Origin of the sequence: Metallosphaera yellowstonensis MK1 (genome assembly GCF_000243315.1) — an archaeon.
Taxonomy (GTDB): Archaea; Thermoproteota; Thermoprotei_A; order Sulfolobales; family Sulfolobaceae; genus Metallosphaera; species Metallosphaera yellowstonensis.
Map to the genome: position 1 here is coordinate 666,055 of NZ_JH597770.1, position 16,464 is coordinate 682,518.

Genomic DNA, 16,464 nt, shown 5'->3' on the forward strand with positions numbered 1-16,464 from the left:
TCCTGACACTTACCACCAATATCTAATAAGTTTTTGCCACTCTAAGAGAATTCTTAGCTCCCCTTCCACAAATCACACATTTTCCCTCTCCGTTTGGGATTAAGGGAGATCCCAGTACTCTAGCTTGGACCTCTTCCTCCACCTTAAGTCCGCAAGTCTCGGAACCGCACCACGGAACCTCAGCTATCCCCCCTCTCTCCGAGAGGTACTTCTTGACCCCCTGAATGTCCTCGAACCTCTTCACCCTCTCCTTGAAGTCTCTCCAGGCCCTCTCGGCGAGATCCTTCTGTATCGTTGCGAGTGTCTCCCTAATTGCCGGCACCAACTCATCCCTCTTAACCGACTTACCCTCCAGCGTGTCCCTCCTCTTGAGGAAGACCGTGTCGTTGTCCAGTTCTCTTGGGCCTATCTCTGCCCTGATGGGAACTCCTCTCATCTCCCAATAGTAATACTTCTCCCCGGGAGTCCTCTCATCGCTCCCGTCCAATACCGAGCTTATTCCAGCGGAGTTTAACGTGGAGTTGATCTGCCTAGCGAACTCGAGCAACTTAGCTTGTGTCTGTTCGTCCTTAGCTGGAATAGGTATAATGACAACAAGCACTGGCGCTATCGAGGGGGGTAGGACTGGGCCGTGATCGTCTCCGTGCAAGGCGATCACTGTAGCTACAACCCTGTCCGATATTCCGTAACTGGTCTGATGGGGGTAATCTGAGGTGTTGTCGGCCTTAGTTACCTTGTAGTCCATAGCCTTGGTGAAGTGCTGACCCAGGTGGTGAGCAGTACCTATTTGAAGGGCCCTCCCGTCCGGCATCAGTGTGTCGAAGGCGATGGTATACTCCGCCCCGGCGAATTTGTCCCACTCTGGTCTCCTGGAGATGAGGTAGGGTATCCCGAGAGTGTCGAAGAACTTGCTATATATCTGAACTGCCTCCTCAACCTGCTTTGCTGCCTCTTCGTAGGTCATGTGAACCGTGTGTGCCTCCTTAAAGGTGGTCAGCTCCCTCACCCTTATCATGGGTCTTGTGGCCTTGGTCTCGTATCTGAAGACGCTCACTATCTGATAGAACTTCTTAGGTAGCTGTGAATATCCCTTCAACCAGAGCGACTCCATGAAGGTTATTGCCACCTCCGACGTGGGCCTCAGGGCCAACTTAAGTTCCAATTCCTCCTCCCCTCCCTTGGTCACCCAGAAGACCTCTCTCTCGAACCCCTTGACGTGCTCGGATTCCTTCCTCAATAGATCCTCGGGCACGAGAAGCGGGAAGAGGACTTCCTCGTGTCCGGTCTCATCCAAGAGCCTCCTGATGAGGTTGATGATGTTCTGCCTTATCTTGAAACCATAGGGCATCCACACCCCTACTCCCTTGACCGGATAACGACCGTAATCGTATATTTCTGCTTCAGACAGGACTCGGTCAAACCACTCACTAAAATTAGACGACCATTTCTGCCTACTTACCTTCATGACGGGTTATTGCAATAAAGGAGGAACTAAAAAATGTTTAGGACTTAGAACTTTCCGAAGAGCATCAGCACAGCGAACAGGATCCCGTATACAGCTATCCCTTCACCTATGGCGACGAAGATGAGCACTGTACCGAACATTTCCCTTTTCTCTGTGAGGACACCTATTCCCGCAGCAGCTGCCATCCCCACTGCCATTCCTGCACCTATTGCAGCCAATCCCACTGCCAAACCCGCACCTATGTTTATCCCAGAAAAACCGGTGCCTGTCTCAGCAGCTGTCTGGCCTATGGCTGTCAACGAGCCTAAGAAAAGGGGTAGGAGGAGAATTATATATTTTATCTTGTTTAAATTGATCATGTTAAACTTCACCACACTCTACTTCGATAATTCCTTTAAAGCCTTTCTCTTTATCTCCTCCATCTCCTTCCTCTTCTGCTCAAGGATAGACTGATACTCCTTGTTCAAGATCTCCGTAAGTTCCTTCTTCTTTTCTTCGAGTTTGGCCCTCAGGTTAGAAATGAAGGGGTTAGACTCCACTTGTCCTCCTCCTCTGAAGGATTCTCCTAGTAACTTTAAGTCTTACGAACTCTTCCCTGCTCCTGTCGTTCAAGATGGACCTGATGTACTTAACTGAGTTATTGTAGAAGGGGAGAATCGAAGTGTCTATGGCGTTAATCAATCTCTGGGTCCTCCTCAGCTCTGAGACTAGAGATCTGATGGTTGACTCCAGTTCCACTAATTTGATCACCTTAACCATTGTCTTCCTCATTTCCTCATAGGCTTCGGAGAGGTGGGGTGATGTCTCGACTTCACTGAAGGGCTTGGCCGGAATGGCGTCCTCGGATATCTCCGTGATGGGTATTTTAACTCCGAATATAACCTTGGTGAAGCTCTTGAGCTCCATGGAACTGGATTGAGAGTTAGCTATCATCTCGATGGAACTTATCCCTTCATCCACCACGGCCTTCATGAAGCTTTCGTAGACGACGGACAGCTCCTTGTTGACCTCGTTGTAAATCTTTTCGTATTCGTTCACATATGTCCTCAGGTAAATGAGGAGTACTTCCCTCTTGTTCTCCAAGAGCCTCTTTATCACTCTGATGAGCTTCAATTGATTTCTGAAGCTGATCAGGTTGATCTTAGTGGGAAGTACTTTTCTGGAGCTCATCTCTTACCACGATATGCTGGGTGGTACTTCTTGATGAAGTCGGTCTTTATGTTGGTTAGTTCCTTCTCTGGAAGGATCGATAGGACTTCCCACCCTATGTCCAGCGTAGTCTCTATGTCCCTGTTCTCGTTAACCCCTTGACTGACAAACCTCCTCTCGAAGGCGTCGCCGAACATGAGGTATTTCTTGTCAGTGTCGGAGAGGCTGTCTTCACCTATGATCGCTGCTAGTCCCCTGGTGTCCACAGCCTTAGCGTACGCTGCGAAAAGCTGGTTCGATACCTCCTTGTGATCGTCTCTGGTCTTGCCCTCTCCTATGCCGTCCTTAGCCAGCCTGGACAGGGACATGAGGACATTGATGGGAGGATAGATACCCTTATTGTACAGATTCCTGTCTAACGTTATTTGCCCTTCTGTGATGTATCCTGTCAGGTCTGGGATTGGGTGTGTGATGTCGTCGTTGGGCATGGTTAGGATAGGCATCTGGGTTATGGAACCCTTTTTCCCCACGACCTTTCCTGCCCTCTCGTAGGTCTGGGCCAGATCGGTGTACATGTAACCTGGGTAACCTCCCCTGCCTGGTACCTCCTCCTTGGAGGCACTGATCTCCCTGAGTGCCTCACAGTAGTTGGTCATGTCTATCAGTATGGCAAGGACGTGCATGTCCTGTTCAAAGGCCAAGTACTCCGCGAGAGTGAGGGCAGTCTTCGGCGTGAGGGTCTTCATCACCGGCGGTTCGTTGGCGAGACTCATGATCAATCCCACCCTGTTGATCGCCCCGGTCTCCTCGAAGAACTTCTTGAAGAACAGGGCTTCATCGTATCTGACACCTATGGCCCCGAACACCACAGCGAAATTACTCTCCTCACCTCTCACGGTCGCTTGTTTGGCTATCTGGGCAGCTAGAACGTTAGCCGGCAGACCACTACCACTGAAGATGGGAAGCTTCTGTCCTCTGAGCAGGGAGTTCAAACCATCTATGGCTGAGATACCGGTTTGGATGAACTCCTCTGGGTAGTCCCTCGTGGCCGGGTTGATGGGCTCACCGTTTATGTCCCTCTTCTCTCCCTTTATTATGGGGGGGCCGTTGTCGAGGGGGTCTCCGAGGGGATTGAAGATCCTTCCCAACATCTCCTCCGAGATCTTTACCTCCAGGCCTCTTCCTAGATACCTTATCCTAGTTCCGGTGGGAGAAATGCCCCTAGTGCCTTCGAAAACCTGAACTATGGATACGCCCCTCTGAGTATCTACGACTATGCCCCTCCTCCTCTCGCCGTTGGGCATCTCCACCTCGACCAGCTCGTTGTAGGCCGAATCCTCAACCCCTTGAACTACCACCAGGGGGCCCTTTATCATGGATATGTTGGAGTACTCCCTCACGTTCATGGACGTCTCCATCATGCACCTACCTCCTTCATTAATTCGTCAAACTGTGCCTTTAATTTGCTCTCCAGCTCGTCATACTTCTCCAATTCGTTATTCTTGATCGTTGCCTTTGATCTTATTATGTCTGGTACCACTGTGACTTTCTCGGTTATCCTCTTGACGAGTACTCCCTTCTCAACTGCGGAGTAGCCGTATTGATAGAAGTGGTAGATGAGTTTCATGATCCTCATCTGTTTTTGTGGGGAGGAGAACGCGTCAACATCGTCGTATGCGTTCTGCTTAAGGAAGGCCTCCTTTATCAACCTAGCCGTCTCGAGGGCCAGCTTGTCCTTCTCAGCCAGAGATTCAGGACCTACAAGCCTGACTATCTGCCTGAGTTCGTCCTCCCTTATGAGAGTCCTGACCATAAAGTCCCTTATGCTCTTCCAATCAGGGTCTACGTTCCTAGTCCACCAGTCAGCTACCAGGTCCACGTACGATGAGAAACCCTGTAGCCAGTTTATGGCAGGGTAGTGCCTGGCCTGGGCCAGCGACACATCGAGGGGCCAGAAGACCCTCACGAACCTTAGGGTAGTGCTGGTCACTGGCTCAGTGAAGTCTCCTCCTGGAGGTGAGACTGCGGAGGCTAGTGTCACAGAGCCGTACCTCTCTGGGTTGCCCAAAGTCCTCACCCTGCCCGCCCTCTCATAGTATTCTGCGATTCTAGAGGAGAGGTAACTGGGGAAACCCTCCTCAGCTGGCATCTCCTCCATCCTTCCTCCCAGATCCCTCAGAGCCTCAGCCCACCTTGACGTGGAGTCTGCCACTGCTAACACGTCGTATCCCTGATCCCTGAAATACTCAGCTAGGGTCACTCCCACGTAGATACTCGCCTCTCTGGCAGCTACTGGCATGTTGCTGGTGTTGGCCACCAAGACTGTCCTCTCCAGGAGAGGTCTCCCTGTCCAGGGATCCTTGAGCTTGGGGAAACTCCTGAGCTCGTCTGTCATCTCGTTTCCCCTCTCCCCACAACCCACGAAGATGACAATCTTAGCTTCGCTCCACTTGGCCAAACTCTGTAGAGTCACTGTCTTCCCACTACCGAAGGGGCCTGGGATGGCCGCAGTACCTCCCTTGGCTATGGGAAATATCGTATCCAATATCCTTATACCAGTGAGTAAAGGTTCCCTGGGATCTAGCTTCTCCTTAAATGGTCTTGGAACCCTCACGGGCCACCTCTGTAACATCTTCAGAGGTATTTCGTCTCCGTTCATGTCAAGGACTCCAACGGTGTCTTCTACTGTGTAGTCTCCCTCAGGGACAACCTCCTTAATAGTTCCGTGATGATAGGGAGGAACCATCACCCTGTGTTCCACCAGACCGGTCTCCTGAACCGTACCTAAGATGTCTCCAGGGCTCACCTTATCTCCCTTCTTTACCTTAGGGACGAAGTGCCACTTCTTCTCCCTATTAAGGGAGGGGAGCTTCACCCCCCTCTTGACGAACGGTGACTTAGTTAGATTGTAAATCTCGCCCAATGGTCTCAAAAGGCCGTCGAATAGTTGCCCCAGCAAACCTGGTCCCAGTTCCACTGATAAGGGAGCTCCGCTACCTATGACAGGTTCTCCCGGTCTTATGCCGCTGGTGTCCTCGTAGACCTGGATGTAGGCCCTGTCTCCCTCTATCCTGGTTATCTCCCCAACTAGTCTGGGCTCTCCTACCTCTACTACTTCGAACATCTGTGCGTCCTTCATCCCTTCCGCGACGACCAATGGGCCGTTAACCCTTGCAACCTTCCCCTTTGCCATCAGATCTCACCGAATAGAATCTCGGCTATCTTTGGCTTCAGTGACTCAAAAACTTGACCCAAGACGAGATCGAGGGAGTAGTCCCTGACTAGACCTACATCCTTGTACTCTATTCTAACTCCTCCAATCATCCTCTGATCCTCCCTTATCTCAGCTTTAACCTTGAGGCCCCTCAATATCTTAGAGATCTTGTCCGCTTCGTCAGGAGCGCAGTAAACTATCGCCCCCTCCTTCACTTCCCTCTTGAGTACTGCCGCTATACCCTGCTGATAGGAAGCAGACTCCTTCACCTTAGAGATCTGCCTCAGAACCTGATCATATACCTTGCTAATCCAATAGTTCTTCTCACCGAGGACTGCCCTTTTGTTCTCTATGTCCAATTTTGCCTTCTCTCCTTCTACCTCTTCCTTGGCCTTAGTTACTAGGTCTTGAATCTTACTACTGTAAGTCCTTAGTACCTCGTCGTATCTCTGCTCGATCAACCTGAGGCTCTCCTCCAATGCCTTGCTCATTTCCTCCCTTATGTAGTTGAACTCCCTGTCCAGAACCTGACCCAGAAGCTCATCCATGGAAACCATGTTGTGATCACCCGAAACCCAAAGCCTTTAAAACCATCTTCTTGACATCGATAGGCTTCGACTCGGAGAAGGGTGATGGGATGACCGTAATGAGGGGTTTTCCCTGGTTGGCCATGAGAACGTCTACCTTCTCCCTGACTGGCTCGTAGAGGTCCCTGGTTATTAGAACCAGGTCTATGTCCTCCCTCCTCCTGACAGCCTCCAACTCCTTTTCTAGTTGGTAAGGATCCTCCAAGCTCTTTCCTTCCGTCCCCATCAATTTGAAAAGAGAAACTGTGTACCTATCACCCAGCAAAAGTATTTTTCCCATGACGTCTCCATTTGTTATGAAGATTAAATATTTTTAAGATATAGCTCATACTTACCGCGAGCCTGTATTGATCTTCCCTGAAAACATGGTAAAGGTTGAGGTCATAAGCTCCGCCCAAGATAAGGATGAGGTAGTCAAAGAGCTACTCAAGTTTGGAGAGATGGAGCCTGTGGAGCCATCGCATCCCATCTCTGATGACAGGGTTGAGGAGGCAAGGAGAGAACTGACGGCAGTCCAAGAACACGCGAGTAAGATAAGGCTGATCATGGAGATAGCTGGCGTAGTCATAGAGCCCAGGGGAAAAATGAGAGTGGACTCTAACTGGACAGAGGTCGCAAAGAAGGTAAGCGAGCAAGCTATGGGAAACGAGAATAGGTATAAGGAACTACTGGAGGAGATTGGTAAGCTCAAGGGTGAAATAGATCTCTTTAACCTTCAACTGAGAGATATTGAGCCGTTCAGCGATGTGGCTGTTGAGCTCAGCAGGTTGTATTCACTTGACACCTTAGACGCGGGACTGACAATACTTAACGAGGAGCAATTACGTAAGATCAAGGAAAGGGGGAACCTGGTCGTTGTACACAGGGAGGTGAGGAAGGGAACTTACGCCACGTTACTCGTCTCAGGGACTAAGGGAACAATTGATGATGTCCTCAGATCAGTTGGGGCCAAGAAGTTCGAGACACCGGACGGCCGATCCCCGCACGAATTATATTCTTACCTACAGGGGAGAATCGAGGAACTGAAGAAGGTTCTTGAAGAGACGAGGGGGGAGTTGGCCAGGAAAATAAGGGAGAGCGAGTCAGAGTTCAGCGAACTCTACGGGAAACTTCTCACCGTCAGGGACGCATTGGCAATACTCTCCAAGGGGAGGTTATCGGAGCACTTCTTCCAGGTTGAGGGATACGTTCCTGAGAAGTCTCTGAATAGGTTGAAGTCCTCACTGAACAGGTTGGCTTACGTAGTAGGGGTAACACCCAGGAGGTTTGGAGAAAGGGAGGAACCTCCCACCTACGTGAAGCTACCTAGGAGCATAAAGCCTATAGAATCAGTAGTTGAGATATACGGAACACCGTCCTATTGGGAGATCTCGCCACTGGTTTTCCTGATAGTTACTTTCCCTCTCCTCTTTGGGCTCATGTTCCCTGACGTAGGTAATGCCCTGGTACTCCTAATCTTTGCATACTTCTTTTACAAATATGGCAAGAAGAAGGGTAGCTCTAACATCAAGAACCTATCGCTGATCCTGGGCTACTCCTCTGTAGTGTCCATGGTAACTGGCTTCTTAGCTAGGGACTTTTTCGGCCCTCTCCCGGTGGGAGGTCTGAAGGAGATGGGGATAGCTAACGTGTCCGGACCTCTGGACAGCGTGTGGCCAGTTCCAGTATCCGTAACCCAGGCCCTTTCTCCACTACTCCCCTTCGGCCAGTACAGCACAAGTACCTCCATCGAAAACACCATAATACTCTCGGTCTTCCTGGGGGCCATTGCCCTGTTCGTGAGTACAGTGTTGGGAGTCATCAATGCCGTGAAGAAGAGGGATCCAGAGTTCTTGGTTTTTGAGAAGTTACCTCTCCTGGTCCTCTACACAGTCCCCATGATCATTTTCGGTTATGGTATGGTAGATCCTAAGGATTACTTCGGGAAGGTCGGTGAACTATTGAATTTCCTGTTAGTTAACCTGCTGAACTCCTTCCACCCAGACCTCAATTCTTCAACCGCCATACTAGCCTACGTCCTCCTCCTCTGGGTAGAGCTCGGTCTCATTTACAATTGGATAGCCAAGGCAATAGTGCTCAAGAGACACGACAGCCTATCCACCGGTAGCGCCTTAGCCATGGGTTTCATAGAAGGAGGATTTGAGGCGGCAATTCTGCTTCTCTCCAACACTATATCCTTCATAAGAATTTTAGTGTTCGCTCTCGCCCACTACTACCTACTATATGCCTTCTCCTATATGGCGTACTTAGCCGTAGGTAGACCAGACCTCCTGGCCCTAGCCCTAAATCCAGCGTCCATTGTGATCCTGATAATAGGTAACCTACTGGCCATCGGCCTAGAAGGACTAGTGGTCTTCATACAGGACATGAGGCTACACTTCTATGAAATGTTCAGCAAATTCTACGAAGGTAGGGGAAAGAAGTTCGAACCACTCATGGCATCTGTGGAGTTAACCTGAAGTTATAAGTAATAATTTTTCATTTTTCGTATGCTAACTAGAGAAATATCTGTTCCTATTAAAACCCTAGCTAATTTTTATCCCTCCCATTTCCAGGTTGCAAGAACTGAGGTGATTTGTGACGTAACTTTGTGACGTGAAGTTTTAAAAGGCCTTTACTTCAGGAGCTCTGGCCTGTCCTTCTCAACTTCTTCCCTCACCCTACTCACTATCTCCTCGATCTTGACCTCAAAGTCTTGAGGCAGCTTCTTGAACACTGGGTTAGGTTTACCTACCTTGTGACCTGGTTTTACCTTAGGCTCTCCTGCGGAGTCCCACCTCTCATCGTCAATATTACCTAAGTTTAGCTGCGAGAAGATGACCTGAGCGTGCTTAGGCATTATGGGATAAAGGAGAACGGCTATAGTCCTCACCACGTTAGCTGCCGTATACAACGAATTGCCCACATCCTTCACATCAGTCTTGATCCTATCCCAAGGGGCCTTCAAGTTAATGTAGGCGTTGGCCTCCCTCGCTAAGTTAAGAATTTCCTCTGAACCTGCCTTCAGTTTTCCCCTCTCAAACTGTTGAGACATCCTCTCAGCTGACGTTTTGGCCAGCTCCAACAGTCTAACATCCTCCTCCCTTAAATCACTGTACTGGGGGACAACTCCCTGGAAGTACCTGTTCAACATGGTTACTACCCTATTGACTAAGTTGCCTATGTCATCGTTGAGCTCATTGTTCACTATCCTAATCGCTTCTCTCCACAGGAAGTTCATATCCCTCTCCTCTGGCCTCAGCCTTATGAGGACGAACCTCCAGTACTCCACGTCCATTATCCTGGGGGCCTCATCTATCCATATGCCTATCCTCCTACTCTTGCTGAACTTCTGTCCCTCATAGAGCAGGTATTCCGTAGCAGCTATAACTGTCGGCAGAGCGTAGTTCTCACCAGAGGCCATCAACATGGCTGGAAGTATTACGGCATGGAACGGAATGTTGTCCTTCCCTATAAAGTAGAAACTCTTAACCCTTCCCTCCTCCCAGAATTCCCTCCATTTGTGCTCCTCTCCCTTGAGTTTAAAGTACTCCTTTGTAGCGGAGAGGTAGCCTAGTAGAGCCTCAAACCACACGTATATGGTCTTTCCCTCTGCACCCGGGAACGGAGCAGGTATACCCCAAGAGTTGTCCCTGGTCAAGCTCCTAGGCTTGAGTCCCTCGTTTATCCAGCCTAGTGCGGTGGACTTAACGTTATCTGGCATGTCCCCTGAAGAGGTGAGCCACTCCCTGAGAGGCTCCGAGAACTCCCTCAGGTCAAAGAACCAGTGCTTCGTCTTCCTCATGACAGGAGTGGAACCGCATATGGCACACTTGGGGTTTATCAAGGAAGAAGGGGTGAGTAGCCTTCCGCACCTGTCGCATTGGTCACCCCTAGCGTCCTCGAACCCACAGTAAGGACAGGTCCCCTTGACGAACCTATCAGGTAGGAAGAGTTTATCCCTCTCACAATACGGTATTTCCTCTTCCTCTACCTTCACATACTTGCTGACCTTGAGCATGAACTCGCGGACGAAGGTCTTATGAACCTCCGATTCAGTCCTGGTGTAATTGTCGAAACTCGCCTCCCATACATCAAGGAATAGCTTCCTGTCGTATTCGTGGGCCTGATCTGTTAGGAGTTTAGGATTGACCCCCCTTTTTACGGCCTCAACCTCGATGGGAGTTCCATGTTCGTCGCTTCCGCTGACCAGGATAACGTTCTCCTTGCCGTACTTGAGCCTGGCGTACCTGGCGAAAACGTCGGCTGAAAGTATGGAACCTATTAAGTTTCCTAGGTGAGGAACTGACTGTACGTAAGGCCAGGCTGAGGCCACAAAGACCTTCAAGGGATCACCTCTTCAGCAATGCTCAAGCTCACTTATAAAAGGAGAGGATCTAGTAATTATTAGATCTCATGGGGATTCTGAATCCCAACAAATATCCTTTCCTAACTCCCTTGGAAGAGGTTCTGAAGAAACATCAAGGGGTGGATCTCTACACGATAATAACGACGGAGGGAAACGTAGTCACGCAAGCCAAGGAGAGAATAAAGGACGTCTTGTCAGGAAAGAGGTTGCCCTCCTACATGGAGTACATTTACCCTAGCCTAGTCTTCTATTCCGTGCTGTTAATCCTGGGGATAATCAATGATCCTAGAGTGACCGAGAGGGTCATAAGGGGGGAGGTGAGTGGATTCCTCAAGGAGCTAGAGGACGAGGATGAAGATGTCCTGATTCACGTGGCCTCGTGGGCTGGAATGAGAGTGGAGAGATCCCCCATTCAGTACCACGACGGTAAGAGGACTATCACGCTGAACTTCAGGTTGCACTTCCTAGAGTACTTGAGGGTGGCGAAGGGGATCAATGACGAGAAACTTTCCCTGTCCAGGATGATATTGAGGGCCGGTTACGTGTACGTGAGCAGGCGTATCCTGATTGTCCTGCTAAAGTCCGCCTTACTCAACGCGTTTAGAGGAATGGTGAGGCCGGTCCCCATGGATCAGGTCCCCAAGACCCTCTTGGACGTGATAGGCATCAGGGGAGGGCGAACTCCACCCTGCATTAGGGCCATTCAGGCTAAGGGTAGTTGGAGCAGGGAGGAGGCCGTAGTTCTCTCCACGTATATGGCCAACGTTGGGTCCAGTTTAGACGCCATAGCGTCGGTCCTGGAGAGAGCGGGCTTCGAGAGACCGGTTGAAACGGTGAAGGAAATCTACAGGAAGAAGTTCGTAGTCTACTCCTGTTCCAAGATGAAGGAACTGGGCCTCTGCGTGGAACAGTGTGGCACTAAGAGTCCCCTACAGCATTATTTCGGAACGGCCGAGAATATCAGGTGAAACCTCTGAACCACCGTAGCTAGGGAACCCAGCAAGAGGAGGTAATAGAGCGCCAACGACGCATCAAAGAAGAACGGGTAGAGCACCAGAATCAGAAACACTAATATCAACCTCTCTCCCCTCTCCACCAGTCCCCTTCCTTCCGCCTTGATCCCCAGGGACTCAGCCTTGGCCCTGAGATATGATATGGTCAGTGTAACTCCAACCAAAAGGGAGGTCAGAAGAGGGTGGAAACCCAACAAGACGAGTGAGGAGATGAAGACGGTATCCTCAATCCTATCAAAGGTCGAGTCCAGGAAACTTCCTCTAGGTCCCGCTGACCCTCTCATCCTGGCCACCTCACCGTCGAGGGCGTCCAGGAGGGACGATATACTCAACAGCACCGCAGAGAGTAAGACGTTCTTGGTGAGCAGGATCACGAGCAGGTAGATAAAGGAGGTGAGCAGTCCCAAAGCGGTCACCTGATTTCCTGTGAGGCCCGCCCTAACTAAGGCGTACGCGAGAGGCCTCAGAACCTTCTTAGAAGCTGACCTGAAGTTGGTGATCATGGACACCACTACCGTTTTAAACCTTAGGGATGTGATGAGTCTGGGTGTGAATGGCAGTGAAGGCTAAAAAACTCATCCTCGTGACCTCGGAATCCCATCCCAACCACAAGGGATTCCTCAATATCGCCGAGGCGTTGTCTAAGGAGCTTGGGGTAGAGAAGGAGATCAAGATAGAAGATTACGCCTTCCTCTCAGATTATGGTGAGAAGGACGAGTTTGGAATGAGCTGGATCCCTCAACTTCTGCTCCAACTGGAGGACGGGAGGATATATCCGATATTAACCCAGATGCCTTTCGGGAAAGATCTGAAGCCAGACCCTGATGCTGGGAAGCAGGAAGCCCTTAACAAAATTAAAAATCTGGTTTCTTAACTAGTCAAGTGTGGGATAATTGAGCATACCTCATCGTGAAGTTCCTCACGTACCGTATGTCCCTACCCCAGATAAGGTAGTGAAGAAGATGCTGGAGATAGCGAAGGTGGGCAAAGAGGATGTGGTTTACGACCTGGGATGTGGAGATGGGAGGATAATAATATCTGCTGTAGCTGACTTCAACGCCAAGAAGGCTGTGGGAGTGGACTTAAGTGACGAGAGGCTCAAGGAGGCAGAACAGAACGCTTTAGCCAGGGGAGTTAGAGACAAGATAGTACTGAAGAAGAACAACTTCTTAGATGAAGACGTATCCGAGGCCACGGTTGTCACACTGTTCCTTTTGACCAATGCCAACGATCTACTGAAACCCAAGTTCGAGAAGGAACTTAAACCAGGCACCAGGGTCGTCTCCCACGAGTTCGAGATGCGCGGTTGGAAACCCAAGGAGGTTGTGAAGGTGGAGGACGGAAACATGCATCACTTAGTCTACCTATACGTGATAGGTGAGCACACGTGAAGGTATTGGTACTCAAGAGCGAATCGGGAAAAGTGACCTCCGATTACCTTGAAGACGGGAACATAGGGGAAGTTGTGAGGAAGACTGCAGAGAAGGCCCTGAAGGAGTGGAACGAGTTTTCCTCGGACTTCATCATAATGAGGGACTCACAGGAGGCTAAGCTGCCTTTACCCCTTAAACCTGACTTGTATGAGAAGGTAAAGAACTTCCTCTCAGGAAAAGACAAGACGTCCGCAATACTGAAGTTACCAGTGTTCATCATCAGTTTCGACAATCAATGGAAGGAAGAGAACTTTCAGGACAAGAAAGTGTACGTTGTCTCCTATTACGTGACAGAGGAATTGAAGAAAGAACTCATAGATTACGCCTCTGAGGTAACATCGGAGGAAAAGTTGGAGGAGACGGAAGAGGAGGAGGAAGAGGAGGAGGAAGAGTGAAGAGCTCACCTGGAGAAGAAGGACTCGATGGACGTCGTGGACTCTATTTTCTCCCAACTCACTCCAAGGCTCTTTAGGAGTTGCTCGAACGTACTCTTCACGCTGTCGTAGTACTTCTCCACGTCCACCTCAGGCAACTTGGCCAGTTGAACGGGTTTCACTCCTTCCCTCCCCTTGACCTTGACGAAGCTTATCACGTCCCTGGGTAGAACTTGTACGTTGAACTCCCTGAGCAATCTAGCAGCTTTCACGTGTTGAGGCGTGTTCTTTTCATAGGAGTTCGGGTCTTTGGCTAACATCACCCTGAACGCCAGTTCGTCCAAGTTATACTCCTTGTTCCTTAGCTTAGCGTAGACCTCCTTTACCTTCACAGTCAGATCCTGCTTGGCCTTCTCCATCTCCTCAGGTGTCCTAACCTTAGCCATGAGATCCCTCGCCTCCTTGAAGGCCTCCTTCAGGAACTCCGGTGTATTCCTCTTCTTGGCCAACATGCCCTTTATGTCAACCTTGTCGTTCTCCAACACACCGAAATAGTTCTTCTTCAGTCCTGAGAATGCAATGTACCTATAGCTCTTGTCCACCTCCAGGTCAAGTCCGAAGGCTTCCTTGACCCAATCCACGAGTTTCTTGAGCACTTCACTCCTCGGCTTATAAATGAAGAGCGAGTCTGTGTCGCCGTACAACACCTTGAGCCCCATCTCCTCGGCCTTCTTAACCGTGGAGGTGATGACGAACCTCCCTAGAGCCGTTACGCTCTCAGCGACCGCAGGAGCGTAGAGGGGGAAAGTCTCGGCACCGAAGACTCCGTAAGTGGCATTGATGAACACCTTCATACCCCTCTGAACGACGTCGTATAGCGTCCTTCTTTCCTCCTCTATTCCTTTCTGCTTGGCCTTCTTTTTGTATATCTTGACTCTGAAGTCCCTGAGTAATCCAGTGATGACAGCCGTTATTCCTGGCCTATCCTTGCACACGGTGTGGAGCACGTTACCTTCCTCGTCCTTCACCTCGTCCGACTTTTTACACTCCTTTACGTCCACGGTCTCATAGCTCAGGTTCCAGTTCCTTATGATGGAGGGATACAGGGAGGCGAAATCCAGGACAGTAACGTCGAAGAAAACCCCGACTGGTGGGTCTATTACCATTGCCCCCTTGTACCCCTTCCCCTTTATGACAGCTGAGGTCTTCAGTTTAGAGGTCCTCTCCGTTATCTCCTCCTTCAGGGGGATCAGCCAGCCCCTCTTTCTGTGTTCCCAATAGTATAGGTTCTTCACCCAAGCTGATATCTCAGTCCTGGTTAGCTCCTCTATCCCCAACTTGGATATCCTGGAAAACAGTACTATTAACTTCCAGACAAGTTCTCCTTGGAAAGTAGTGAGGTTCAGCGTTATCTCAGAGTCCCTGAAGTTATACTCAATCAACTTCGCGGTGTCTATTGCCCCTATGGAATCGTCCAGCTTTACCTTAGAGATCCCAAGGAGAGCCTGAGCCACAGTATCCAGGTTATACTCGCTGTACCTACCCTCAAAGGCGTAGTTCCTCACGGCCTTATTAAAGAAGAACCTGTAGAGATCTACGTGAAATCCGTGCAGGAATTTGGTGTCCCTAGACCCCAAGTCGAACGGAACATCCTCGGGCATGAGGCCTAGTTTGAGGGACCTGTAATATAGATAAGGCACGTCAAAATCGTCTCCGTTGAAGGTCAACACGAGGGGGTAATTGGAGATGATCTCAAAGAGCCTCCGGAGAAGTTCCCTTTCGGAGTCAAACGATTCCACCTCCACTTCTCCCATGTTCTTCCCGTGGGAGAAACCCTCCCTGGTGAGGACCAAGACCTTTTTCAATCCATCAGTTCCAGCGAGGGCGACGCTGATTATGGGGAACTCGGCTTTAATCGGATCTGGAACTCTTCCCATCATGGGAGTGTAAACCTCTATGTCTAGGGCCACCCTCTTAACTGAGGGTATCTCTGACTCGAAGAGGGGTGCCCAATCGACGGCCATCTCACGGGTTAACTCGTCAGAATCATTGAAGGCCTCGGTTACCTCCTTCACGTCGACCTGTGGGTTTAGGGGAACGAGTCTCCCCTTGGAGATGGTATATGGCATCCCTGGGATCAGATTGAAGTCGTATATGTAATTGTTGAAGTACTTAATGTGGGCCTCGTAAGCTCTCGGGACAAGTTCCCTGAGAGTCCTCACCGCCAAAGGGTCCTTCACCACTATCTTGGTCAGCTTGATCTTCCTCCCAGTATAAGGGTCGACCTTGATTACGGTCTCGATCCTCTCAAAGGACTCGTGCTTCACGATCTTCGGGTTCTTCCTAACTTGCTCTGGCTCCAGATCCACCAGGAAGTAAGACTTGTGTCCGGTGTTATCGTAATGGACGGCCAGCTCTTGATTCTCAGGATCGTAAAGTTTACACACCGCCTTTCCGGCCTTCCCGTCATAGTCCACTGCCAGCAGGAAATATCTCCTTCCCTCCTGGGCCTGTCTGAGCTCCACTCTGGGCTTAGCTCTCCTCACCTCCACGCTCCCCTTCTGAGGCTGCTCCTCTTCCTTTTCCCTCCCCTGCTCCTGTCTATGCTCTAGTTTTAAAGCTGAAAAGTCGCCTAGGGTTAGCTGTCTGGCCATATACCAATAGATTATGGGTAAAATTCTTTAAACCTTGAGGCTATCTTGATATAGAGAAGATTATAGTCGGGGAAAGGACTATCAGATGAAGCTCTTAAATTTAAATTCAGAGTAGCCGAGAGAGGGAGAGGACCCGTGGCTCAGCCAGGATAGAGTGCGGGCCTGCGGAGCCCGTGGTCCCGGGTTCGAATCCCGGCGGGTCCGTAGTGGGGGTTACCCCCACACCC

16 protein-coding genes and 1 tRNA gene are annotated in these 16,464 nt (G+C 50.1%); 6 read left to right on the forward strand and 11 right to left on the reverse strand.

The window, feature by feature from the left end:
• Window positions 1-22 precede the first annotated feature (22 nt).
• The 8 genes from proS to METMK1DRAFT_RS14550 are packed head-to-tail and all read right to left on the reverse strand — an operon-like array spanning window position 23 to window position 6,695.
• Complete coding sequence (proS, locus tag METMK1DRAFT_RS14515; RefSeq protein WP_009075561.1) at window positions 23-1,465, reverse strand: proline--tRNA ligase; 1,443 nt, start codon at window positions 1,463-1,465, stop codon at window positions 23-25.
• 44 nt (window positions 1,466-1,509) lie between these two features.
• Entirely contained in the window at window positions 1,510-1,824 is a 315-nt protein-coding gene (locus tag METMK1DRAFT_RS14520) for an ATP synthase subunit c family protein (protein ID WP_009075563.1), read from the reverse strand.
• A gap of 18 nt (window positions 1,825-1,842) precedes the next feature.
• Window positions 1,843-2,004, reverse strand: a complete 162-nt coding sequence (locus METMK1DRAFT_RS17905; RefSeq protein ID WP_009075565.1) for a hypothetical protein — start codon at window positions 2,002-2,004, stop codon at window positions 1,843-1,845.
• A complete protein-coding gene (locus METMK1DRAFT_RS14530; protein WP_009075567.1) occupies window positions 1,994-2,635 on the reverse strand; it encodes a V-type ATP synthase subunit D in 642 nt (213 codons plus the stop codon). The genes METMK1DRAFT_RS17905 and METMK1DRAFT_RS14530 overlap by 11 nt, the downstream gene beginning before the upstream one ends.
• On the reverse strand, window positions 2,632-4,032 hold the full coding sequence (locus tag METMK1DRAFT_RS14535; RefSeq protein ID WP_048088146.1) for a V-type ATP synthase subunit B: 1,401 nt from the start codon (window positions 4,030-4,032) through the stop codon (window positions 2,632-2,634). Before METMK1DRAFT_RS14535 ends, METMK1DRAFT_RS14530 begins: the two co-directional genes overlap by 4 nt.
• On the reverse strand, window positions 4,032-5,807 hold the full coding sequence (locus METMK1DRAFT_RS14540) for an ATP synthase subunit A (protein WP_009075572.1): 1,776 nt from the start codon (window positions 5,805-5,807) through the stop codon (window positions 4,032-4,034). Before METMK1DRAFT_RS14540 ends, METMK1DRAFT_RS14535 begins: the two co-directional genes overlap by 1 nt.
• Window positions 5,807-6,385 carry a V-type ATP synthase subunit E gene (locus tag METMK1DRAFT_RS14545; protein WP_009075574.1) on the reverse strand — a complete coding sequence of 193 codons (579 nt, stop codon included), beginning with the start codon at window positions 6,383-6,385 and terminating at the stop codon, window positions 5,807-5,809. The genes METMK1DRAFT_RS14540 and METMK1DRAFT_RS14545 overlap by 1 nt, the downstream gene beginning before the upstream one ends.
• Window positions 6,386-6,392: 7 nt before the next feature.
• Window positions 6,393-6,695, reverse strand: a complete 303-nt coding sequence (locus METMK1DRAFT_RS14550; protein WP_009075576.1) for a V-type ATP synthase subunit F — start codon at window positions 6,693-6,695, stop codon at window positions 6,393-6,395.
• Between the two features lie 67 nt (window positions 6,696-6,762).
• Between METMK1DRAFT_RS14550 and METMK1DRAFT_RS14555 the strand changes: the two genes are divergently transcribed.
• The gene (locus METMK1DRAFT_RS14555) at window positions 6,763-8,874 is read left to right on the forward strand and encodes a V-type ATP synthase subunit I (protein ID WP_009075578.1); all 2,112 of its coding nucleotides are present in this window, start codon (window positions 6,763-6,765) and stop codon (window positions 8,872-8,874) included.
• A 155-nt stretch (window positions 8,875-9,029) separates the two neighbouring features.
• Here the strand turns inward: METMK1DRAFT_RS14555 and metG are convergent, their stop codons facing one another.
• Complete coding sequence (gene metG / locus METMK1DRAFT_RS14560) at window positions 9,030-10,742, reverse strand: methionine--tRNA ligase (protein WP_009075580.1); 1,713 nt, start codon at window positions 10,740-10,742, stop codon at window positions 9,030-9,032.
• Between the two features lie 68 nt (window positions 10,743-10,810).
• On the opposite strand from metG, the gene METMK1DRAFT_RS14565 reads away from it, so the two are divergent.
• Complete coding sequence (locus tag METMK1DRAFT_RS14565; RefSeq protein ID WP_009075582.1) at window positions 10,811-11,731, forward strand: DNA primase; 921 nt, start codon at window positions 10,811-10,813, stop codon at window positions 11,729-11,731.
• Here the strand turns inward: METMK1DRAFT_RS14565 and pgsA are convergent.
• Entirely contained in the window at window positions 11,701-12,279 is a 579-nt protein-coding gene (pgsA, locus tag METMK1DRAFT_RS14570; protein WP_009075583.1) for an archaetidylinositol phosphate synthase, read from the reverse strand. The two genes, METMK1DRAFT_RS14565 and pgsA, sit on opposite strands and share 31 nt — an antisense overlap.
• A 56-nt stretch (window positions 12,280-12,335) precedes the next feature.
• Here pgsA and METMK1DRAFT_RS14575 point away from each other — a divergent pair, with 56 nt between their 5' ends.
• From METMK1DRAFT_RS14575 to METMK1DRAFT_RS14585, 3 genes are all read left to right on the forward strand, one after another.
• The gene (locus tag METMK1DRAFT_RS14575; RefSeq protein WP_048088149.1) at window positions 12,336-12,650 is read left to right on the forward strand and encodes a hypothetical protein; all 315 of its coding nucleotides are present in this window, start codon (window positions 12,336-12,338) and stop codon (window positions 12,648-12,650) included.
• 88 nt (window positions 12,651-12,738) lie between these two features.
• On the forward strand, window positions 12,739-13,167 hold the full coding sequence (locus METMK1DRAFT_RS14580) for a protein-lysine N-methyltransferase (protein ID WP_048088150.1): 429 nt from the start codon (window positions 12,739-12,741) through the stop codon (window positions 13,165-13,167).
• Complete coding sequence (locus tag METMK1DRAFT_RS14585; RefSeq protein ID WP_009075589.1) at window positions 13,164-13,604, forward strand: DUF2286 domain-containing protein; 441 nt, start codon at window positions 13,164-13,166, stop codon at window positions 13,602-13,604. Before METMK1DRAFT_RS14580 ends, METMK1DRAFT_RS14585 begins: the two co-directional genes overlap by 4 nt.
• 5 nt (window positions 13,605-13,609) lie before the next feature.
• Here the strand turns inward: METMK1DRAFT_RS14585 and METMK1DRAFT_RS14590 are convergent, their stop codons facing one another.
• Window positions 13,610-16,237: a DNA-directed DNA polymerase I gene (locus tag METMK1DRAFT_RS14590; RefSeq protein ID WP_009075591.1), complete on the reverse strand. Its 2,628-nt coding sequence runs from the start codon at window positions 16,235-16,237 to the stop codon at window positions 13,610-13,612.
• A gap of 129 nt (window positions 16,238-16,366) precedes the next feature.
• Here METMK1DRAFT_RS14590 and METMK1DRAFT_RS14595 point away from each other — a divergent pair.
• Window positions 16,367-16,441, forward strand: a tRNA-Arg gene (locus METMK1DRAFT_RS14595).
• Window positions 16,442-16,464: the final 23 nt, after the last annotated feature.